The sequence below is a fragment of the Bradyrhizobium sp. SEMIA genome, from assembly GCF_014844175.1.
GTDB lineage: Bacteria > Pseudomonadota > Alphaproteobacteria > Rhizobiales > Xanthobacteraceae > Bradyrhizobium > Bradyrhizobium arachidis.
Genome location: NZ_CP046601.1, coordinates 4203022 through 4223789, shown reverse-complemented (window position 1 = coordinate 4223789; position 20768 = coordinate 4203022). Strand labels below are relative to the sequence as shown.

Annotated in this window: 16 protein-coding genes and 2 pseudogenes; 5 read left to right on the top strand and 13 right to left on the bottom strand. The window is 64.7% G+C overall.

What is annotated here, in order from left to right:
* Positions 1–12: 12 nt before the first annotated feature.
* Positions 13–507, bottom strand: a complete 495-nt coding sequence (locus FOM02_RS20710; protein ID WP_027557421.1) for a hypothetical protein — start codon at positions 505–507, stop codon at positions 13–15.
* A 119-nt stretch (positions 508–626) separates the two neighbouring features.
* Positions 627–2081: a type II and III secretion system protein family protein gene (locus FOM02_RS20705; protein ID WP_027557420.1), complete on the bottom strand. Its 1455-nt coding sequence runs from the start codon at positions 2079–2081 to the stop codon at positions 627–629.
* 270 nt (positions 2082–2351) lie between these two features.
* Here FOM02_RS20705 and FOM02_RS20700 point away from each other — a divergent pair, with 270 nt between their 5' ends.
* Positions 2352–3827 carry an FAD-binding oxidoreductase gene (locus FOM02_RS20700; RefSeq protein WP_027557419.1) on the top strand — a complete coding sequence of 492 codons (1476 nt, stop codon included), beginning with the start codon at positions 2352–2354 and terminating at the stop codon, positions 3825–3827.
* Between the two features lie 24 nt (positions 3828–3851).
* Here FOM02_RS20700 and FOM02_RS20695 read toward each other — a convergent pair whose 3' ends face one another.
* From FOM02_RS20695 to FOM02_RS20680, 4 genes are all read right to left on the bottom strand, one after another.
* Positions 3852–4202, bottom strand: coding sequence for a hypothetical protein (locus FOM02_RS20695; protein ID WP_322596979.1), 351 nt, complete (start codon positions 4200–4202; stop codon positions 3852–3854).
* A 461-nt stretch (positions 4203–4663) separates the two neighbouring features.
* Entirely contained in the window at positions 4664–6361 is a 1698-nt protein-coding gene (locus FOM02_RS20690) for a GMC family oxidoreductase (RefSeq protein ID WP_027557417.1), read from the bottom strand.
* Positions 6362–6589: 228 nt separating this feature from the next.
* Positions 6590–8149 (bottom strand): acyl-CoA carboxylase subunit beta, encoded by a 1560-nt coding sequence (locus FOM02_RS20685; RefSeq protein WP_027557416.1) that lies wholly within the window; start codon positions 8147–8149, stop codon positions 6590–6592.
* Positions 8079–9053 carry an IclR family transcriptional regulator gene (locus FOM02_RS20680; RefSeq protein WP_027557415.1) on the bottom strand — a complete coding sequence of 325 codons (975 nt, stop codon included), beginning with the start codon at positions 9051–9053 and terminating at the stop codon, positions 8079–8081. The genes FOM02_RS20685 and FOM02_RS20680 overlap by 71 nt, the downstream gene beginning before the upstream one ends.
* 94 nt (positions 9054–9147) lie before the next feature.
* Here FOM02_RS20680 and FOM02_RS20675 point away from each other — a divergent pair, with 94 nt between their 5' ends.
* The 4 genes from FOM02_RS20675 (at position 9148) to glsA (ending at position 14718) form a co-directional block, all read left to right on the top strand.
* Positions 9148–9369 carry an acetyl-CoA carboxylase biotin carboxyl carrier protein subunit gene (locus FOM02_RS20675; protein WP_027557414.1) on the top strand — a complete coding sequence of 74 codons (222 nt, stop codon included), beginning with the start codon at positions 9148–9150 and terminating at the stop codon, positions 9367–9369.
* A gap of 200 nt (positions 9370–9569) precedes the next feature.
* The gene (locus tag FOM02_RS20670) at positions 9570–10736 is read left to right on the top strand and encodes a TAXI family TRAP transporter solute-binding subunit (RefSeq protein WP_027557413.1); all 1167 of its coding nucleotides are present in this window, start codon (positions 9570–9572) and stop codon (positions 10734–10736) included.
* Between the two features lie 37 nt (positions 10737–10773).
* A complete protein-coding gene (locus FOM02_RS20665) occupies positions 10774–12849 on the top strand; it encodes a TRAP transporter permease (RefSeq protein ID WP_027557412.1) in 2076 nt (691 codons plus the stop codon).
* A gap of 21 nt (positions 12850–12870) precedes the next feature.
* Positions 12871–14718 carry a glutaminase A gene (glsA, locus tag FOM02_RS20660; RefSeq protein WP_027557411.1) on the top strand — a complete coding sequence of 616 codons (1848 nt, stop codon included), beginning with the start codon at positions 12871–12873 and terminating at the stop codon, positions 14716–14718.
* Between the two features lie 141 nt (positions 14719–14859).
* Here glsA and FOM02_RS20655 read toward each other — a convergent pair whose 3' ends face one another.
* From FOM02_RS20655 to FOM02_RS20625, 7 genes and pseudogenes are all read right to left on the bottom strand, one after another.
* A complete protein-coding gene (locus FOM02_RS20655) occupies positions 14860–15162 on the bottom strand; it encodes a nucleoside triphosphate pyrophosphohydrolase family protein (protein ID WP_027557410.1) in 303 nt (100 codons plus the stop codon).
* A 25-nt stretch (positions 15163–15187) separates the two neighbouring features.
* On the bottom strand, positions 15188–15715 hold the full coding sequence (locus FOM02_RS20650; protein WP_027557409.1) for a carboxymuconolactone decarboxylase family protein: 528 nt from the start codon (positions 15713–15715) through the stop codon (positions 15188–15190).
* 578 nt (positions 15716–16293) lie between these two features.
* Complete coding sequence (locus tag FOM02_RS20645; RefSeq protein WP_092216515.1) at positions 16294–16647, bottom strand: Zn-ribbon domain-containing OB-fold protein; 354 nt, start codon at positions 16645–16647, stop codon at positions 16294–16296.
* Positions 16644–17780 (bottom strand): thiolase family protein, encoded by a 1137-nt coding sequence (locus FOM02_RS20640; RefSeq protein ID WP_027557407.1) that lies wholly within the window; start codon positions 17778–17780, stop codon positions 16644–16646. Before FOM02_RS20640 ends, FOM02_RS20645 begins: the two co-directional genes overlap by 4 nt.
* 144 nt (positions 17781–17924) lie before the next feature.
* Positions 17925–19123: pseudogene (locus tag FOM02_RS20635) on the bottom strand (CaiB/BaiF CoA transferase family protein).
* 125 nt (positions 19124–19248) lie between these two features.
* Positions 19249–19455 (bottom strand): hypothetical protein, encoded by a 207-nt coding sequence (locus tag FOM02_RS20630; protein ID WP_027557405.1) that lies wholly within the window; start codon positions 19453–19455, stop codon positions 19249–19251.
* Between the two features lie 123 nt (positions 19456–19578).
* A pseudogene (locus tag FOM02_RS20625) lies at positions 19579–20747 on the bottom strand (acetyl-CoA acetyltransferase).
* Between the last annotated feature and the right edge of the window lie 21 nt (positions 20748–20768).

The window sequence follows — 20768 nt, the reverse complement described above, 5'->3', positions numbered from 1 at the left end:
ATCACTTCGAAATCACCTGGCCTCCTTGTTCAATTCGATTGCGACCTCCGACATCCAGGAGCCCGGCGCCTCCATCAGGAAGGACTGATGATTGCTCTTGGTCTGGATCGTCACCAGCGCGGCCACGGTGTTGCCCTCGATACGCGCCTCGATCAGGCCGTCCTTGTTGGTGCCGTAGACCTTGCCGCCCTGCCGGTATTCGCTCTCGAACCAGTTTCCGGACAGCTCCGTCCCGCTCTGTTCGATGTTCGCGGACAGAACCATCTTGTACGCATCGCTGGCGCAGCGCAGGTCAAGCGTCAACGACCGGCCCGGCTTCGTGACGTTGTAGGCGACCTTGCAGCGGACCTTCTCACGCGGGCCATCCGACGGCTTCATCGTGCCGATGCCCGACCACGCGCCGGCGAGGCTATCGAACACCGGCTCTGCGCGTAACGGGCCGATGCCGGCGAGCGCGAGGCAGGCGGCGCCAATGCCGATGCGCGCCGCCGAAAACTTGAAAAACATTCTGCCAATCCTGATCCATAAAGTCCGCCCGCGTCCTAGGCCCCGATGACCGCAGGATGTTGACGAAGATATTTAGAAATGTTGCGGAGATTGCCTGAAACGTTGCCGGGCAAGGTGCGTCAATCGGTGATGAAGCCGATATCGCCGTGGTGGCCTCCCGCCGGCCCCGTTCGGCCGTAGATGCGACTGATGTTGCCGATCAGATTGGCTTGCGGGTCGCTCGCGGCGACGAAGCCGTCGTCCGGCCGCGACAGCTCTCTCGGGCTCACGGCGCGGACGAGGTAAGGCGTCACGAGAACGACGAGCTCGGTCTGATTGTTGACGAAGTCCTGGCTGCGGAACAGCGCGCCGAGCAGCGGCACCTGCATGAGACCGGGCAAGCCATTCACGGCGCGCTTCGTCTGGTCCTGAATGAGGCCCGCGATGGCCATGCTCCCGCCGGAGGGAATCTCCAGCGTGCTCTCGGCCCGGCGCGTCTTGATCGACGGGACGGTCAGGGAGTTGGTGGTCGTATCGCTCACGGCCTGGGACAGGGTTATCGAATTCTCGTTGGAGAGGTCCGACACTTCGGTGGTCAAATGCAGGCTGATGCGGCCTTCCGCCAGCACCACCGGCGTGAAGCTCAACGACATGCCGAATTTCTTGAAGCTGATTTGCGTGGTGCAGACATGGGTGGTGGGGTCGCAGGAATAGCCTGCGGGAACGGGAAACTCGCCGCCGGAGATGAAGGTCGCGGCCTCTCCCGAGATCGCCGTCAGGGTCGGCTCCGCCAGGGTGCGCACGACGCCCGCCTTCTCCATCGCCCTCAGCGTGGCCGTCGTTCCGCCGGCGGACAGCGACACGTTGTTGCCGTCGACAAGGTTCTTGCCATAGGCCGTGAAGGGATTGGCGTTCGTCAGGCTGACGACCGACGTGCCCGAACTGAGGCTCGTGCTGAGATCGACGCCAAGCTGCTTCACGATCTCGCGCGAGACCTCGGCAACCGTCACCTTCAGCATCACCTGGTCGCGCCCCCGGACCGTAATCGAGTTGACGACCTTGTCAGCCCCGCCCGTGAGGCGCGCGGCGATGTCGTTGGCCTGCTGGGCTTCGAGGGGCGTCGCGGCGATGCCGGTCAAGATGACCCCATCGCCGACGCCGTCGATCTGGATGTAGGCCGCCGGAAGCGCCTGCTTCAGCGCGGCGCGGACACCGTTCAGGTCGCGCTTGACGGCAATGTCATAGGCAACGATCGGCTGGCCGGCCGCATCGAAGAACACCACGTTCGTCTGCCCGACAGCCGCGCCGATGATGTAGGCGCGCTGCGCCGATCGCAGCACGACGTTGGCGATCTTGGGGTCGGCGACCAGCACATCCTTCGTATCGCGCGAAAGATCGATCACGAAAGACTTTCCGACGCCAAGGGACATGAACTTCGCATCTAGCTGGCCGGCCGCCTCTCCTCGCCTCGGCGGTCGGTCGTCTGCCGCCCCGGCCGCAGACGACAGTCCGCAGCAAGCGGCGGCCAGGACAAGCAGTGCCGAAAGCCGGTGCCGGGAAACACGCGGCGATGGCCTGGCGCCAAACGTAACCATTGTCCTCAACGTCGTGTCTCCTGAAAGACGCCACGGGGCCCTCACGGTCGGCAAGGGCGCCCATGGCGGTCGATGCGGCTTGAACGAAGCGGGCCAGGCGTTCAGGCGCGTCCAAAACAACGGAAACAAAATTGAGGACGGCGATACACGCCGGAAAAAGATGCCTAAATCCAGCCCGAATGCCGTTAGACTCGCCCGCCCCAAACGTGGACAATGGCCGAAAGCGCTTCGCGCGCGCAGTGCACACCAAGATGCGCCAGAGGAAACAAGATGCCGGCTGCCTTCCCGTCCTCCATACCCGCCATCCCCACCGCCCCCTTGACCGCCGAAATGCGCGATGCGCTGCGCGCGATCGTGGGCGACAAGGGCCTGATCGAGGATGACCACGGCAAGCAGCCTTTCGTGACGGACTGGCGCGGCCTGCTGGTCGGCGGTGCCGGCGCGGTCGTGCGTCCCGGCAGCACCGCGGAAGTCTCGCAAGTGGTGCGGCTGTGCCATGAGCACGGCGTCGCCATCGTGCCGCAGGGCGGCAACACCGGCCTGATGGGCGGAGCCACGCCCTGGCCCGCGCACACCGGCATCGTGCTGTCGCTCGGCCGCATGAACCGCGTGCTGGAGGTCGATCCCGTCGGTTATGCGATGACGGTGGAGGCCGGCTGCGTGCTCCAGACGCTTCAGGAGACCGCCAGCCAGCACGACAGGTTCCTGCCGCTCAGCCTCGGCGCACAGGGCTCGTGCATGATCGGCGGTAACCTCTCGACCAATGCCGGCGGCGTGCAGGTGCTGCGCTATGGCAATGCCCGCAATCTCGTGCTGGGCCTCGAGGTCGTCCTGGCTAATGGCGACGTCTGGGACGGACTGCGCGCGCTCAAGAAGGACAACACCGGCTACGACTTGAAACACCTCTTCATGGGCGCCGAAGGCACGCTCGGCATCATCACCAAGGCCGTGCTCAAGCTGTGGCCGGCGCCGAAGGACGTCTGCACGGCATGGCTGGCGATCCGCGATCCGCGCGCGGCATTGGAGATCCTGTCAGACGCGCATGCGGCGTCCGAGGACAATGTCGGCTCCTGCGAGCTGATGAGCCGCAGCGCCATCGACATGGTGCTGCGCCATATTCCCGGCACGCAGGACCCGCTGAAGGCGGAGACCCCATGGTACCTCCTGCTCGAATGGTCGTCGTCGCGCCCGCGCCAGGACGGCGCTGACGGCATGTCCGAGAAGCTGGAGCAGTTCCTCGCCGATCAGCTCGAGGCCGGCCGCGTGCGCGACGCGGCGATCGCAAGCACGGTCGGTCAGTCCCGCAACATGTGGCGCATCCGCGAGAGCGTCGCCGAGGCCTCGCGGGCCGAAGGTCCGGGGCTCAGCTACGACGTCTCGGTGGCGATCTCCAAAATTCCTGATTTCATCGACAAGGGGCTCAAGGCCGTGCTCGACATTCTTCCGAGCATTCGCCCCTACCCGCTCGGGCACATCGGCGACGGCAATCTGCATTTCTCGTTCATGGGACCCAAGGGCATGGATCAGCAGACGCTGAACCAATACACGGCCGCGATCACGCGGGCAGTGAACGACCTCATCACCTCGATGGGCGGCTCGATCTCGGCGGAGCACGGCATCGGCGTCGACAAGCTCGACGAGCTCAGCCACTACCGCTCGAAGACCGAGCTCGACATAATGCGCACCATCAAGCGCGCGCTCGATCCGCAGAACATCATGAATCCCGGCAAGGTGCTCCGGCTGTGATGACGCCGGGCACCCGCCATTGTCTCAGCCGCGCGGGTTGACGATGGTGTAGCCCCGCAAGGAGCGTGCGTGCATGCGCGTGGTGTGCCCGCCGGAATTGGCGTCATACGCCATCCACATGTCGCCTCCGAGGTGCTGCTCCAGGACGAAGACATGCCCGCGCCTCGCCGCGACCATCCCCGGCGCCGGCGCCGTGCGCGGGAAGCGCAGCCAGTTCGAGGCGAGATTCAGTTCCGGCACGACACGACCGAACACGCGTAGCGACGCGCCGCAGCCGCAGAACGATGAGGGGCAGCCGGCCGGTCGGCCGCCGACGATGCGCTCGCCGGACGCGACGATCGTGGTGGCGGTGTTGCCTGCATCGGTCAATGTCATTTGGGTTGAGCGATAGGCTTGCAACGAATGCCTGGGTGCCCGCTCGCGGCGGGTTTGCGAATACGAGAAGTCGCAGGGCATGGTGACGTTGCATTCAGACGCCTGGAGAGCGCGATAAGGCCGCGCTTCCGAGGCCGCGGAAGTGACGATAACGATGATGAACGCAGAAACAACTTGTTTGATCATTGCAGGACTCTGAGTTGGAGGGTCCTGCCCCGCTCGGGAGAGATCAATAAAGGTTTGGCCGAAATGGGCCTAAAGGGCGGCGGAAAAACCGCTTCAACTTGGGCACTTAACTTAGATTATGTTCAAACTGTCCGGTTCGCGGCGCAGTTTTGAAAGTGCCGTGGATCGAGCTTGAGCTGCGGCGAGGCGGAAGAGCTCCGCGCCGAAGCCGACAGTGCAAGGACCGACCGCAGCGCGGATGCTGCGGTGTGTTCGTGACAAGCGGATGCCCGCCCCTACTGCATCATCGTGGCCGCGATCTTCTCCGCCGACATCAGCACCGGAAAATTGGTGTTGGCGCACGGCACGACCGGAAAGATCGAGGCGTCGACGACGCGGAGGCCCTGGATGCCTTTGACGCGGCCTTGGCTGTCGACCACCGCCATCGGATCGTCCGCCCGACCCATGCGGCATGAGCAGGAGGCGTGCCACACACCGATCGTCGCCTTGCGCACGAAGGCTTCGAGCGCCTCGTCGTCGTTGATCACCTGGTCGAAGGTGAAACCTTCCACCACGAAATTGTCGATCATGTAGTGACGCAGTGCCGCCGGCCCGTCCATCAGCGTCGCGGCGATCTTGGTCAAAATCCTGTTCTTGTTATTGACCACGCCGATCTTGCGGACCTTGTCGGTATAGGCAGCCGGGAACGGCTTGTCCGTCACCTTCTTGACGATGTCGCTCATCTGAATGGCCGCCATCTTGCGGAAGCCGCTCATCAAGCGATCGAGATCGCGGCGGTCGGACAGCAGATTGAACTCGACGATCGGCTCAGCTGAGGGATCACGCGAAGCGAGCTTGACCTGCCCGGTCTCGGAATAGGTCTTGTTGACGAAAGTCAGCAGCGAGCCGATCTGCTCGCCGACGGCGTGCCAGGCCGATTTGCTGAGCAGGACGACAAACATGTCCCCCTTCGGCACGCCTTCGAGCCCGGACGAATAACGCAGGCCAAGCTGCATGTGGCGCCTGGTGTGCTCGTTCATGCGCGCGCCGCGGCGGACGAAGGACGACAGCGAGATCGAGGGATGATCCATCAGGCGCTGGCCGACGCCGGCAAGGCCCATCAGGACGGGAATGCCTAAGTCCTTGAGATGGCCGACCGGGCCGATGCCGGCGCGCAGCAGATGCGCCGGCGAATGGATGGCGCCGCTGGAGAGGATGATCTCACGGCCCCGGAACTCCTGCTCGCGTCCGTCGACCAGCGCCTTCACGCCGACGCATTGCGTGCCTTCGAACAGCAGCTCTCTCACTTGCGTGTTGGTGGAGATGGTGAGGTTGGCGCGCTGGCGCGTGCCGCGATCGAGATAGCCCATCGCGGCCGAGACGCGCTGTTCGGCCTGGTTGGAATGCGTCACCGGGAAATAGCCGTCGACGAACTCGCCGTTCTGGTCGGCGACGAATTGATGGCCGGCCTGCTGGAAGGCGTCGGCGAAGGCCTGCGAATGCCGCGTCCAGTGCTCCCTGGGAATGCGGCGCACGGGAATTCGGCCATCCTTGCCGTGATACGGGCCGTCGAAATCGAGGTCACGTTCGACTTTCTTGAAGAACGGCAGCACGTCCTTCCACGTCCACCCCTCGGCGCCGCGCGCGTCCCATTCGTCGTAATCGGTCGGCGCGCCGCGATTGGCCATCTGGCCGTTGATCGACGAGCCGCCGCCGAGCACGCGCGCCTGCTCGTATTTGCGCAAGGGCGGACGTGCTTCGTTGGGATTGTTGTGGCTGACGACCTGGGTGGTCACCTTGAGCTCGGTCCAGTGGAAGCGTGGGTCGAAATAGGCTGTGCCCGGATAACTGTCCCTGATCTCGGCCGGCTCGTTGCCGGGCGGCGTGTCCTGCCCGGCTTCGCACAGCAGGACCTTGTTGGCGCTCCTGGCGGAGAGCCGGTGGGCCAGCACGGACCCCGCCGAGCCGCCGCCCACGATGATGTAGTCGTACACGATTGGCGTTTCCTCTTGTTCTTGTTTCAGGGAGGATAGCGCGGGATTGCGACGCGATGGAAGGCTTGATTGCGTCGCCATCGACCCGTCATCCTGAGGCGCCCGCGCAGCGGGCCTCGAAGGATGCACGGCCCCGATGCAGCCGGGCCGTCGTCCTTCGAGGCTCGTCCTGCGTCGCAGGACGAGCGCCTCAGGATGACGGTGATGGAGTTTGTGCCTCAGCCGCGTCTACGGCCTGATCGTCATGTTCTCCGGTGGCCCGGCTTTGCGCAAGGGCTCGGCCAGCCGCGCGAACTCGCACAACAGCGACCGCGTCTTGCGGGGATCGATGATCTCCTCGACCCAGAACTTTTCGGCCGAGCGGAACGGCGAGCGCAGCTTGTTCAGCCGCGACTCGATCTCCTTCAGCTTCTCCGCCTTGTCCTCGGCCGCATCAATGTCGGCGCGGTAGGCGGCCTCGATGCCGCCTTCGAGCGGCAGCGAGCCCCAATAGGCCGACGGCCAGGCGTAGCGGATCGAGAAGCGGTCGGCGGGTTGATGCACCACGCCGGCAACCCCGAAGGCGTTGCGCAGGATCACGGTGCACCAGGGCACAGTGGTCTGGTTGACCGCGGCCATGGCGCGAACGCCGTGGCGGATGGTCGCCGCCTTCTCGGCGTCGAGGCCGATCATGAAGCCGGGGCAGTCCATGAGATAGACCACCGGCAGATGGAAGGTCTCGGCGAAGTCGACCCAGCGCACCACCTTCTGGCAGGCATCCGCGGTCCAGGAGCCGCCATAGTGAAAGCTGTCGCTGGCGAGCACCATCACCGCCCTGCCCTCGAGCCGGGCGAGACCGACGATGATCGGCTTGCCAAAATTCTTGGCGACCTCGAAGAACGAACCCTTGTCGACGACCGACTCGATGATCGGCCGCATCTTGTAGACCTGCTTGCGGTTGCGCGGCACCGCGTTCATCAGCGCTTCGTCGCCACGTTCAGGATTGTCGGTGCAGGGCAAGGTCGGCGGCAACTCGTAGACCGACGACGGCAGATAAGAGAGGAAGCGCCGCGCGCAGGCGAACGCCTCCTCCTCGGTGTCGACCGCATGATCGACCGCGCCGGCGCGAGTCTGGATGTCAGCGCCGCCGAGCTCTTCCTTCGAGAGGTCCTGCCCCAGCGCCTTCACCACCGGCGGCCCCGCGACGAACATCGCGGACTTCCGCGTCATGATGGAATAGTGGCTGGCGGCAAGACGCGCCGCACCGAGGCCTGCGACCGAACCGAGACCGAGCGCGACCACCGGCACCCGCGACAGGTTCTCCGTCGTGAAGCGATACCAGCGCGTGCCGCCGATACCGCCCGGCAGATTCGCCGCGCCCTTGGTCTCGATGGTCTTGACCGAGCCGCCGCCGCCGGACCCTTCGATGATCCGGATGATGGGCAGACGGAAGTCGTGCGCCATCTCCTCTGCCATCAAGGGCTTTGCGGAAATGGAGGCATCCGCAGATCCGCCGCGCACGGTGAAATCGTCGCCGACGACCACAACAGTGCGGCCGTCGACGCGGGCGCGGCCGAACACGCAATTCGCCGGCGTCAGTTTCTTCAGATCGCCGCTGGAATCGTACTCACCGATGCCGGAGACGGCACCGATCTCGTGGAAGCTGCCTTTGTCGATCAGTTTGTCGATGCGCTCCCGAACAGTCAGCCGGCCCTGGTCATGCTGTCGCTTGACCTTGTCAACGCCGCCCATCTCCCGCGCGAAGGCTTCGCGCCGGGCGAGCTCGTCGAGTTCCGGCTTCCAGTTCATTCACTCCCTCCGAATGGATCGGCTTGTTATTGTTGTGCACGGCCATGGCGACCGGTTTGCGTGAGATACGGTTGGCGAACGCGTCGCCTTCCGCGCCCTCCATCAGGCTGCCGAGCGAGCGGCCGAGTGCGAGCATCAGCGGCGCGACTTCGGCATGCAGACGTTCTTCGTCATACATCGCCGACAGAAGCCCGATCGTGATGACGACGAAGGTCTGATATTGCGGCGACCAGATCGGTACCGCGAGGCCATTGATGTGCGGGCTCCACAAGCCGCAGGCCACGACATAGCCGCGCTCGCGCAAAGACTGACGGTTGGCCTCGATCCGGGGCCTCAGGATCTTCACAGCCTCGGGCGCTTCGCGCTCCATCTCCGCGATGAAGGCATCGCCGACTTCAGGTGCCAGCGCCGCCGTATAGGCCGCGCCCGCGGCGGTCGACGCCATCGAGATGCGGCTGCCGGTGCCCTCGTGCAGGCCGAGCGCCGCTGCCGAGCGCGCGAACTGAAGATAGACGAGATGGAAGCGATCGGGGACGACGAAGCCGACCGTGCCTGGCAGCTGCTCGGCGACTTCCTGGAGCCGCTGGCGGATCATGCTACGCAGCTGCGCGCCCTTCATCATCGAGGCGCTCATCGCCACCGCGCTCGGGCCGATGCGATATTTCTGATCGCGCGGCAGATAGACCAGCTGGCCCATGCGGGTCAGCGTGTGCGTGAGCCGCGACACCGTCGATCGCGGCAGACCGCAGCGATTCGAAATCTCGAGATTGCCGAGCCTCGCCTCGTGGCCCTCGAAGCATCGCAACACGTCGAACGCGCGCGACACCACCTGGATGACATCGCCCTCGCCGGCGTCGCCAGCGAGCGCACCTTGCCTACTCAACCGCTCCGATCGTCGTCCCATGTTCCCTACCGTCTGTTCCGCTCTGCGGAATTAAATTCCACTTGCAGACGACGCTACCTCAGGCATTTTGCGACGACAACAAAAAGGCGATGGCATGCCAGAAATTAAGATCGTCACGGAGGTCGCGGGACGAATCTGCGCAACTCCCGTGCAAGTTGGAGGAACCGTTGCGGATGGCGACGACGTTGTGGTGGTCGAGGCGATGAAGATGGAGATCCCGGTGCCCTCACCTGCGAGCGGTACGATCACATCGCTCCTCGTCAAGCTCGACGATCTCGTTGCCGAAGGACAGGCGATCGCGATCGTCGCGAGTTAATGCGCATACGTCGCAGCCATGGTTGCGCAATCTTTGCGTCGTCATCCTTGGGCGCGCGACAATCTGTCTGCACAATTCCTGTGGTCGCGGTACGGCGTTGCCATTGCCTGATCGCGGTGACATGATCTGTTCAAACAAAAATCTGTTTCAAACAAAGTAAGAAAATCCTCGCGCGAAAGCGGGGATCATTGGAGGGAAACATGTTTCGTGGGCTGATCGTGCTCGCGCCTGCCTTGGTTGCGGGCATTTCTTTTGCGTCTACACGCTATGCGTTCGCCGAAGACATCAAGCTGCCGGCGACATTGACCTTCACCGCCTATGACACCGGCACTGCCGGCTTCAACATCGCGGTCGGCGTCGGCAAGATGATGAAGGACAAATATAGCACCGACGTGCGCGTGCTCCCCGCCGGCAACGATGTTGCGCGGCTTGCACCGCTGCGTGCCAAGCGCGCGGCGTCATCCGCGATGGGATCTGGCACCTATTTCGCGCAGGAAGGCGTGTTCGAGTTCGGCGCAAAGGAATGGGGCCCGCAGCCGCTCCAGATCATGCTCTCGAGCGTCGATTGCAATTGCGGTTCGCTTGGCGTCGCAGCCGATACCGGCGTGAAAGAACTGAAAGACCTGAAAGGCAAGCGCGTCGGCTTCGTCGTCGGCTCGCCCGCGCTGAACCAGAACTCGCTCGCGGTGCTCGCCTTCGCCGGCCTGACGCAGAAGGACGTCAAGGCCGTCGAGTTCGCCAGCTACGGCGCGATGTGGAAAGGCTTGATCAACAACGACGTCGATGCCGCCTTCGGCACCACCATCACCGGCCCCGCCAAGGAAGCCGAGACCTCGCCACGCGGCCTGATCTGGCCGCCGTTGCCCGCCAAGGACAAGGAAGGCTGGGCGCGGATGCAGAAGGTCGGCTCGTTCTTCTTCCCGCAAGTCGCGACCTGTGGCGCCGGCATCTCGCCGGAGAAGCCGGTCGAGCTCGGCAACTACCCCTACCCGATCTTCGTCGCCTACGCCACGCAACCGGCCGATCAGGTCTATGCGATGACGAAAGCGATGATCGTGAACTACGATGCCTACAAGGACTCCGCGCCCGGCGCCGGCGGCCTCGCCGCCGACCGCCAGACCAAGAACTGGGTGGTGCCCGTGCACCCCGGCGCGGTGAAGGCGCTGAAAGAAGCCGGACAATGGTCTGATGCGCAGGAGGCGCACAACAACAAGCTGTTCAAGCGCCAGGAGGTGCTCGCTGCGGCTTGGGCGGAGTACGGCAAGTCCAATCCGCCGTCGGATGACAAGGCCTTCCTCGACGGCTGGATGAAGGCGCGCGCCGCGGCGCTGGCGAAAGCCGACATGCCGAACGGGTTCGAGGACTAGTCCACCAGCTGTTACCAGCCCACGCGCGGGGTCGATGATGTCTTCTGCTTCCACCTCCACCGGCCCCAAGGACGAGACCAAGCGGATCGTGTTCGACGATCCGCACGGTGCCGCCGGCAACATGCAGGAGGCCGAGGTCACCCGCGTGCGCACGTTGCGCGGCGCCTGGCGCTGGACGCTGATCGTCGCGACCGCGGCGACCATCCTGCTCTGCATCAACCAGCAATTCTCGCTGCGCTTCTTCATCGGCTACACCCAGCTCAACACGGAGTATTTCTATCTCCTGATCGCCCTGATGCTGCCCTTCACCTTCCTGATCTTCCCGGGCACCGAGCGCGCGCCGCTCGACCGCATTCCCTGGTACGACCTCGTCTTCTTCGTCGTGACCTTCGCTGCGGCATTGCTGCTGATGTCGACCGTGCGCAAGGCCGCCGAGGCCGGCTGGGAATTCGGCGGCGCGCCGAACACCGTGATCGCCGCGGGCCTCGTGATGTGGGCGATGCTGATGGAGGCGCTTCGCCGCACCGGCGGCTGGAGCCTGCTGCTGAGCGTGCTGCCCTTCACCGTCTATCCCCTGTTCGCGGAAGCCGGCTGGCTCGGGCCGTTCCGCGGCACGCAGTCCACGATCGAACAGGCCACCGCCTATCACGTGCTCTCGGGCGAGAGCCTGCTCGGCATTCCCATTCAGGCCTTTGCCGACACCGTGATCGGCTTCCTGGTGTTCGGTACCGCGCTGATGATGACCGGCGCTGGAAAGTTCTTCATCAACCTCGCCTTCGCGCTGTGCGGGACCTTCCGCGGCGGCGCGGCGAAGGTCTGCATCTTTGCGAGCGGCCTGCTCGGCATGATGTCCGGCTCGATCATCTCCAACGTGCTGACCGCCGGCACCATGACCATCCCCGTCATGAAGAAGAGCGGTTTTCGCGCCTCCTATGCCGGCGCGATCGAGGCCTGCGCCTCCACCGGTGCCGTGCTGGCACCGCCGGTGATGGGCGCGACCGCTTTCGTCATCGCGCAGTTCCTCAATGTCAGCTACGCCGACGTCGCGCTCGCCGCGATCATCCCGGCGGCGCTCTATTATGTCGGCCTGTTCATGCAGGTCGATGCCTATGCCGCCCGTCACGGGTTGAAGGGCATTCCGCGCGCCGAGCTGCCGCGGATCATGGATACGATCAAGGACGGCTGGTACTACGTCTTCGTCATCGCGCTCCTGATCGTGATGCTGCTCTATTTCAAGCGAGAGAGTCACGCGCCGTTCTATGCGACCGCGCTGCTGCTCGTGCTCAACCAGTTCTTCTCCAAGGACACGCGCTGGACGCTCGCCACCATCGGCAAGTTCCTCGAGGTCAACGGCCGCACCTTCGTCGAGCTGGTCGGCATCCTCGCGGGCTGCGGCCTCCTGATCGGCGCGTTCTCGATGACCGGTGTGGTATCGAGCCTTGCCAACGACCTCCTGCACATCGCCGGCGACAATCCATTCCTGCTGCTCGGCATGTGCGCGCTCACCAGCCTGATCCTCGGCCTCGGGCTGACGACCACTGCCTGCTACATCTTCCTCGCCATCCTGGTCGCGCCGGCGCTGGAGAAGCTTGGGCTCAACAAGATGGCCGTGCACATGTTCATCTTCTACTGGGGCATGCTGTCCTCGATCACCCCGCCGGTCGCGATCGCCTCCTTCGCGGCCGCAGGCATTGCTGGCTCGCCGGCGATGAAGACCGGATGGGAATCGATGTGGGTCGGCAGCATCATCTATTTCATCCCGTTCTTCTTCGTGCTCAATCCGGCGCTGGTGCTGCAGGGCCCGAGCCCCTATCTCGCCGGCCTCGGCCTGATGGGGCTCGCCGCATTCGGCACGATGTTCATCTGCGGCGGCATCCAGGGCTACCAGTCCTTCGTCGGCGACTTGCGCGGGACCGGCGCACTGGAATGGCCGATCCGCGTGCTGCTGGTGATCGGCGGCTTCGTGGTCGCCACGCCAGGCGGCGGGATCATGCCGCTGTCACAGATGCAGGTGACGCTGCTCGGCCTTGCCATCCTGGTACCCACGGTGTTGATCGCCCTGCTGCTCGTCCGGCGACAGGCCACCGTGCCTGACGGGTTGCGCGCGCCCTGATTGCGTTGCACAACAGGGGCGATGAAACCGCTCTCGCCTCTCGCTTCCGCCTGGACCCGTTCGAAACCGCCTTTGCTGCGGTTTCTGGACAATTGCCTCAATGAATTCTCTGCCGAAACTTCGGGCAACGTCGCCAACTACATTCCTGAGCTGAGCAAGGCCGACCCTGCCTATTTCGGCATCAGCCTCGCCACGCTGGACGGCCATATCTACGAGGTCGGCGACAGCCAGGTGCCCTTCACCATCCAGTCGATGTCGAAGCCGTTCGTGTTCGCGCTGGCGCTGGATCTTTTGGGCGCGAGCAAGGTCGAGAGCGCCATCGGCGTCGAGCCGTCGGGCGATCCCTTCAACTCGATCCGGCTCAACTCCGAGAACCACCCGTTCAACCCGATGGTCAATGCCGGCGCGATCGCCTGCACCGGACTCATCTACGACAGCAGGGGCACTGACGCCTTCGAGCAGATCCGCGCCGCGCTCGGCCGTTTTGCGGGACGCGACCTCGCCGTGGACGAGGCTGTCTACACCTCCGAGAGCCAGACCGGCGACCGCAACCGCGCGATCGGCTATCTGCTCAAGACCAATGCGGTGATCTCCGACAATGTCGCAGGCGTGCTCGACGTCTATTTCCGGCAATGCGCGGTGCTGGTCACGGCGCGCGACATCGCGGTGATGGCGGCGACGCTCGCCAATCGCGGCGTCAACCCGGTGACGGGCGAGCAGGTGCTGACGCCGTACGCGATCTCTCGCACACTCTCTGTCATGACGTCGTCGGGCATGTATGACTATGCCGGCGAATGGATCTACCGGATCGGCATTCCCGCCAAGAGTGGCGTCGGCGGCGGCATTCTGGCCGCCCTCCCTGCCCGCCTCGGGCTCGGTAGCTACTCGCCGAGGCTCGACAAGCACGGCAACAGCGTGCGCGGCATCAAGGTCTGCGAGGCGCTGTCCTCGCATTACGATTTGCACATGCTCAACCGCAGTGACGACGCGCGCAACGTGGTCATTGCCGACTACGACATCGGCAAGAGCCCGTCCCGCCGAGTCCGCCGGCCGCAGGAGCGCGAGATCCTCGCAGCTCACGAGCAGGAGGTACGGATCATCGAGCTGGTCGGCACGCTGTCGCTGTCGGCGGTCGACTACGTCTCGCGGCGGCTGGCGGGACGGCCGCGGCCGCAAATCGTGATCTTCGACCTGCACCGCGTCACCTCCACCACCCGCGCCGGCGCGCGGCTGGTGGCAGAGGCGTTCGAGGAGCTCGCGGTGCTGAACGTCACGGTGGTGCTGTCGGGCGTCAGGCGCGCCTCCAGGGAATGGAATACGCTGCGGGAGTGGACCGCCGAGCTGAAGAACGTCCGCGACTTCTACCTGCTCGACACCGCGATCGAATGGGCGGAAGACCAGATCGTCTACCGCTATGGCGGCTCGATCGACTTCCACGAGACCACCGAGCTTGACGAGCAGCCGCTGCTGGCCGGGCTCAGCGCGGAAGAGCTGACCGACCTCGCCTCGATCTGCACGATCCGGACATTTCAGTCAGGCGCGAAGATCATCACCGCAGGCGATCCCGCCGACGCGCTATTCTTTCTGCGCAGCGGCGCGGTGCACGTCACCCTGCCCGACGGCGTACGGCTGGCGACGCTCACGGCCGGCATGGCGTTCGGCGAGATGGCGCTGATCGAGACCACACGCTCCGCCGACGTGTTCGCGGATATGGCGGCGACCGCGTTCGAAGTGCCGCTGAAGGACTTTGAGCGCTTCCGCAAGCAGCACCCGCGCGCCAGCGAGCGCGTCATGCGCAACCTCGCGCAACTGCTCGCCGACCGCCTGATCGTCGCCAATGCCAAGGTGGATATCCTGACGTCGACCTGAGCGCGGCTGAGGTTCATTCACAAGCGGTCGTCGTGCCCGGGCTTGTCCCGGGCATCCACGGTTCTTCGTGCTGCATGGCAAGGCGTGGATGGCCGGGACAAGCCCGGCCATGACGCCGGAGCTCCCCAGCTCTCGCTTGCACTAGCGGCTCGCCGCCTCGCCCAGCCGCCGCTTGATCTTCGCCGCGCTGGCCTCGAGCAATTTGGATGGCTGCTGGCCGGTCGCGGCGCACAGGCAGGCCCAGTAGTAGATGACATCGCCGAGCTCATCGACGAGGCCGGCCTTGTCGAGCCAGTCGTCGCGCAGCAGCTTCTTGATGTGGTCGGCGACCTCGCCGGATTCGCCGGCAAGGCCAAGACCGAGATAGGACAGCCGCTCGTTGGACGGATGCTCATCGACTTTCGCAATGCTCGCGGCCCAGACCGCATATTCATCGATCGTCATGAGCATCCCTCGCTGCGGGTTTGGATCAGCCCACCACTTCGGTGACGGGCTGGAGATCGATCTCGAACGTCTCCAGGAATTTTGAAGTCATGATGTAGAAGCCGACCGAGAGCTGCAATTCGACCAGCGCGGCCGGCGTCAGCTTCGACGCGATCGCCTTGAAGGTCGCGTCCGTCGGCTTCCTCAGCTTGACGATCTCGTCGGTGAAAGCGAGCGCGGCGCGCTGCACCTCGTTGAAGCAGGTCGCAGCCTGCCAGTTCTCGAGCGCCTCGTTCTGCTCGTCGGTGACGCCGACATTCTTGCCGATGCGCTTGTGCGCGACGATCTCGTATGGCGCCTCGCACAGGATGCCGGTGCGCGTGATCGCGAGCTCGCGCACGACCGGATCGAGCTCGCCCTTGTGGCGGATCGCGCCGCCGAGGCGGCAGTACTGCTCAAAATAGCTCGGCGAATGCGCCATCATCCGGAAGATGTTGGCATGGCGGTTCTTGTCGAGGATTTCGCGGGTGCGGTCGGATGCGTTGATTGGATCGCTGTAGAGGATGCGGGCCATGATTTTCCTGAAGATTTCCTTGAGCCTTTGATGCTTTTTGTCGTTAGCGGCGAAAATTCCCCAAAACTCTATTCTTGCGCGACCGCAGGAGCAACATCATCGAGTCAAATTGCCGCCGCATTGCTGATCGACCTTGGCACAGTCGATATTCGCCGCGTGGGGACAAATCGCGGCGGATACTCGCAAGGGGTGTTCCGAGTAAAAACAATTGACCGTCGATTGCGCAGCGCGCGCAACGATGAGTCACGCCCAAGTCTAGGGAGAAAAAGGCATGAAGGAAGCCACCAAGGGGGCGGCCTCGGGAGCGCTCGCGCATATGCTGGCGGTGACGGCGATGCTCGTCATCGCCAGCATATTGTTCTACGGGCGTTAGTTGCGTTGAGTTTGAGCGTTTTCGTCGTTCCGGGGTGGCGTCTCGCACAGCGCCAGACCCAGAATCCCGTTCCAGGTTCGGTCCCCATGACCGCCCCCGAATGACGAATCAGGCTAAGGCCTCGTTCCGACGAAAGCGGGATGGGGCTTTAGTCTCGTAGCCCGGACGGAGCGCAGCGCAATCCGGGCTACGACGTCCAATCCCACTATTTCTGTTTTGCAAAGAACGGCACGAGTTTTCCGGCGAACGGCTTGAAGCTCGCGACGACCTCGTCGCCGATGGCGAGATCGTTCTCGCCATGCGCCATCATGCGGAAGCCTTCCGCGCAATCGACCAAGAGGATGTTGTAGGGCACGTGCGCGCGCGTCTCGGGCGTGGCGGCGCGGCAGACGAGAGAGGTCGCGTACACCCTGCCCTTGCCGCTGGCGCGTTGCTCGCACGGGTCGGCAGCTCCGCAGGCCGCGCAGAAGGCACGGTGGAAATACTGGACGTGGCCGCACGCGGTGCATGTCTGATAGGTGATGGCCTCTTCGCCCTTGGTCCAATCGGCCAGACTCATCGCACCCGCTCCAGGAACATGCTGACATGGGACGACAGCACGCCGCCGTCGCCGTGCAAGAGCGCGATCGAGCCGTCGCGAACCTGGCGATTCGCCGCCCGTCCCGTCATCTGCAAATGCGCCTCGACCAGATGCGCCATGGCGCCGCCGACGCCGCAATGTCCGTAGCTGAGCAGGCCGCCATGGGTGTTCAGCGGCATCGCGCCGTCCCGGCCGAAATGGCCTGATCGCACGCGGGCGGCCGCCTCGCCGCGGCCGGCAAGGCCGAGGTCTTCCAGCAGCATCGCGAGCGTGATGGTAAAGCTGTCGTAGATCGCGGCGTAGCGCACGTCGGAGATCGCAAGGCCCGTGGCCTCCTTGGCGCGCGCGATGGAGATTTCGGCGCCGAGTTCGCTGAGCGCCGGCGCGGCCGTGACATGCTGATGGGTATGCGCCTGGGCGCAGCCGCGGATGCGGACGCCAGCCTCGCCGGTCCGCTCGCGGCTGATGATGAAGGCGGCGCCGCCGTCGGAGACCGGACAGCAGTCCAGCAGCTTGAGCGGCATCGCCACGGGCTTGGAAGCCAGGACGTCGGCAACTGTGATGGGATCGTGGAATTGCGCGCCGGGATGCGTGCAGGCGTGGGCGCGCATCAGCACGGCGAATTCGGCGAGATCCTCCTCGGTGACGCCGTATTCGTGCATGTAGCGCGTGGCGACGAGACCGTAATAGGCGGGAATGGTCGGCCCCAGCGGCACCTCGTAATCAGGGTGTCCGACCTGCGCCAGCGCCTGGATCGAGGCGTCGCGGCTCTGCCCGGTGAGGCGATTCTCGCCGGCGACGACGAGCACATTGCGTGCGACGCCGGCCTCAACGAGGTGATGGGCGAGCATGGTCATCGCAAGGCCCGTTGCGCCGCCGACCTGGACCGCATGGGCGTAGGATGGGCGAATGCCAAAATGCTCGGCGAACACGGTCGCCAGCATGATGTGCGGTGAGACGGTGGAGTAGCCGCAGAGGATGCCGTCAATCTCGGCGCGCTGGAGGCCGGCGTCGTCGAGCGCGGCCTGCGCGGCCTTGCTCATCAGGTCGAGCGAGGATGAGCCTTCGTGCTTGCCGAAAAGTGTGAGGCCGACGCCGGTGATGAAGGTCATGCTCTCTCCTCCTCGTCATTCCGGGGCGCGCCGTTAGGCGCGAGCCCGGAATCCATACTCACGATGGTGGTTATGGATTCCGGGCTCGCGCCAAGTGGCGCGCCCCGGAATGACCGATGAAAGAGTTTGCGCCATCTCTTCCCCCTACTCCGGCGCCGAGCGCGTCACGCCGTCGCGAACCATGGCGGCGATCTCATCAGCGGAGTAGCCGATCTCGCGCAGAATCTCCGCGCCGTGCTCGTTGAGCCGCGGCGCCAGCCGCACCGGCTCGGCCTCGGTCTCCGACCAGTTTGCCGTCACCTTCATGCTGCGGATCGGCCCTTCGGTCGGATGCTCAACCACCGGGAAGAAGCCGGTCGCCTCGAGATGTGGATCATGCAGGATCGATGCGAGGTCGTGCATCGGCATCACAGGCACATCGGCCTTGGTCAGAAGATCAATCCACTCGGCGGTCGTGCGCGTCTCGAAGATGCGGGCGAGCTCGGCGTAGACGACGTCGATATTGGCGGCACGGCCGGCGAAGGTCGCGAATTTGGGATTGGCGCGCAAATCGTCGCGTCCCGTCGCGTTGAAGAAATTCTCCCACTGCTTGTCGTTGTAGACGATGACGCTGAGATAGCCGTCGGAGGTCTTGTACGGCCTGCGGTCGCGCGAGAGGTGGCGGGCGTAGCCGCCCTTGTCGAGCGGCGGCTCATAGGTGAGCCCGCCCATGTGGTCGCCCATGACGAAGCCCGCCATGGTCTCGAACATCGGGATGTCAACGCGCTGGCCGCGGCCGGTGCGGTCGCGGTGCACGAGGCTGGCGCAGATCGCGCGACCGCGGTAAGGCCGACGATGCGGTCGACCAGCGCGTTCGGCACGTAGCGCGGCACGCCGTCGCCGGTCTGCGCCATCAGCGCCGGCAGCGCAGTGGCGCCCTGGATCAGATCGTCATAAGCGGGCTTTGCGGCATAGGGCCCGTCCTGGCCGAAGCCGAACACGCCGGCATAGACGAGGCGCGGATTGATCTTGGAGACGACGTCGTAGCCGAGCTGAAGCCGCGCCATCGCCTGCGGGCGGACGTTGTAGACGAGAACGTCGGCATCCTTCAGCAGCCGCAGCACGGCCTCGCGGCCCGCGGGCTTCTTCAGATCGAGGCAGATCGAGCGCTTGCTGCGGTTGGTGTTGAGGAACACCGGGCCCATCCCGGCATGGCGGGTCGGGCCGATCAGGCGGGTGACGTCGCCGTCGAGCGATTCCACCTTGATGACGTCGGCACCGTAGTCGCCGAGCATCTGGGTCGCATAGGGCCCCATCAGCACGGTGGTCATGTCGACGACCTTGATGCCCTTCAGCGGCCCCATGCGTTCGCTCCCGATTGCGCGGGCTCTCTGAAAGCGGCCCAGCGATTTCGGTCCAGCTAAAGGCAGCGGCGCCGCGCGCGCAAGGGCGGCCGGCGTATGGCCGCATGCGCAGGCCGGCGCGCCCGCTATTTCTTCTGGCGGGATTCGCGGATCTTGATGAGGCGGTCGAGCTCTTCGTTCTGCTGGTTGATGCGGTCGGCGATCCGCGACTCGTTCTGCTCGCCGGAGGCGGCCGCGGCCTGCTCGATCAGCTGACGGATATTGTCCTCGATGATCGCGATGCGGTCGTTGAGTGCTTCGAGAGAAATTGAATCTTCGTAGCCATTGCTCATGATGCTTTTCCGCAAATCAATCAGGAGCGTTAAGGTGGACAAAGCGAAGCGTGCCCACCTTGATTTAGCGCAAGGAAAATGGTGGGCACGGCGCTTTCGCGCCTTTGCCCACCCTGCGCGAGCTTACTTCAGCGGCTCCAGCACGGAGACGTAGTTGGCGACCGCCGCGCCACCCATGTTGAAGATGCCGCCGAGCTTGGCGTTCTTGAGCTGCATGCCCTCGGGCGCCTGGCCGGCGAGCTGCATCGCGGTCATCACGTGCATGGAGACCCCGGTGGCGCCGATCGGGTGGCCCTTGGCCTTCAGGCCGCCGGACGGGTTGACCGGCAGCTTGCCGTCCTTGAGCGTCCAGCCCTCCTTGATGGCGCGGGCGCCCTGCCCCTTCGGCGTCAGGCCCATCGCTTCGTACTCGATCAGCTCGGCGACGGTGAAGCAGTCATGGTCTCGACGAAGGAGAGATCGGACAGCTGCACGCCCGCCTTCTCCAATGCACGCTGCCAGGCAATCGTGCAGCCCTCGAACTGGAGGATGTCGCGCTTGGACATCGGCAGGAAGTCCTGGGCATGCGCGGTGGCGCGGAAGCCGATCGACTTAGCCATGCCCTTGGCGGTCTCGGCATCGGCCAAAACCAGCGCAGCGGCGCCGTCGGACACCAGCGAGCAGTCAGTCCGCTTCAGGGGGCCGGCGACATACGGGTTCTTCTCGCTCTCGGCGCGGCAGAAGTCGAAGCCGAAGTCCTTGCGCATCTGGGCGAAGGGATTGGCGACGCCGTTCTTGTGGTTCTTGGCCGCGATCAGCGCCAGCGCATCGGACTGGTCGCCGTATTTCTGGAAATAGGAGCTGGCGATCTTGCCGAACACGCCGGCAAAGCCGCCGACGGTGTCGCCGTCCTCGGGCAGATAGGACGCCTTGAGCAGGTTCTTGCCGATCTCAGGTCCCGGCGTACGGGTCATCTGCTCGACGCCGACAACCAGTACGATCTTGGCGGCCCCTGCGGCGATCGCGCGCAGGCCCTGGTGCACGGCGGCGGAGCCGGTGGCGCAGGCGTTCTCGACGCGGGTCGCGGGCTTGAAGCGCAGCTTCGGGTCGGCCTGGAGCACCAGCGAGGCGGTAAAATCCTGCGGCGAGAAGCCGGCGTTGAAATGGCCGAGCACGATCTCGTCGACGTCGGAGGCCGAAATGCCGGCATCGGCCAGCGCCTCATTGGCGACGCGGGTGACGAGGCTTTCGACGGTTTCGGTGTCGAACTTGCCGAACGGCGTATGCGCCCATCCGACGATGCTGGCGGTCATGGTCTCTTCTCCCTGGGGTCT

Excerpts from the sequence above, each read along its gene's own strand:
- FOM02_RS20710 (WP_027557421.1), bottom strand. The coding sequence starts at position 507 with ATGTTTTTCAAGTTTTCGGCGGCGCGCATCGGCATTGGCGCCGCCTGC.
- FOM02_RS20705 (WP_027557420.1), bottom strand. The coding sequence starts at position 2,081 with ATGGTTACGTTTGGCGCCAGGCCATCGCCGCGTGTTTCCCGGCACCGG.
- FOM02_RS20700 (WP_027557419.1), top strand. The coding sequence starts at position 2,352 with ATGCCGGCTGCCTTCCCGTCCTCCATACCCGCCATCCCCACCGCCCCC.
- FOM02_RS20695 (WP_322596979.1), bottom strand. The coding sequence starts at position 4,202 with ATGACATTGACCGATGCAGGCAACACCGCCACCACGATCGTCGCGTCC.
- FOM02_RS20685 (WP_027557416.1), bottom strand. The coding sequence starts at position 8,149 with ATGAACTGGAAGCCGGAACTCGACGAGCTCGCCCGGCGCGAAGCCTTC.
- FOM02_RS20680 (WP_027557415.1), bottom strand. The coding sequence starts at position 9,053 with ATGGGACGACGATCGGAGCGGTTGAGTAGGCAAGGTGCGCTCGCTGGC.
- FOM02_RS20675 (WP_027557414.1), top strand. The coding sequence starts at position 9,148 with ATGCCAGAAATTAAGATCGTCACGGAGGTCGCGGGACGAATCTGCGCA.
- FOM02_RS20670 (WP_027557413.1), top strand. The coding sequence starts at position 9,570 with ATGTTTCGTGGGCTGATCGTGCTCGCGCCTGCCTTGGTTGCGGGCATT.
- FOM02_RS20665 (WP_027557412.1), top strand. The coding sequence starts at position 10,774 with ATGTCTTCTGCTTCCACCTCCACCGGCCCCAAGGACGAGACCAAGCGG.
- glsA (WP_027557411.1), top strand. The coding sequence starts at position 12,871 with ATGAAACCGCTCTCGCCTCTCGCTTCCGCCTGGACCCGTTCGAAACCG.
- FOM02_RS20655 (WP_027557410.1), bottom strand. The coding sequence starts at position 15,162 with ATGACGATCGATGAATATGCGGTCTGGGCCGCGAGCATTGCGAAAGTC.
- FOM02_RS20650 (WP_027557409.1), bottom strand. The coding sequence starts at position 15,715 with ATGGCCCGCATCCTCTACAGCGATCCAATCAACGCATCCGACCGCACC.
- FOM02_RS20645 (WP_092216515.1), bottom strand. The coding sequence starts at position 16,647 with ATGAGTCTGGCCGATTGGACCAAGGGCGAAGAGGCCATCACCTATCAG.
- FOM02_RS20640 (WP_027557407.1), bottom strand. The coding sequence starts at position 17,780 with ATGACCTTCATCACCGGCGTCGGCCTCACACTTTTCGGCAAGCACGAA.
- FOM02_RS20630 (WP_027557405.1), bottom strand. The coding sequence starts at position 19,455 with ATGAGCAATGGCTACGAAGATTCAATTTCTCTCGAAGCACTCAACGAC.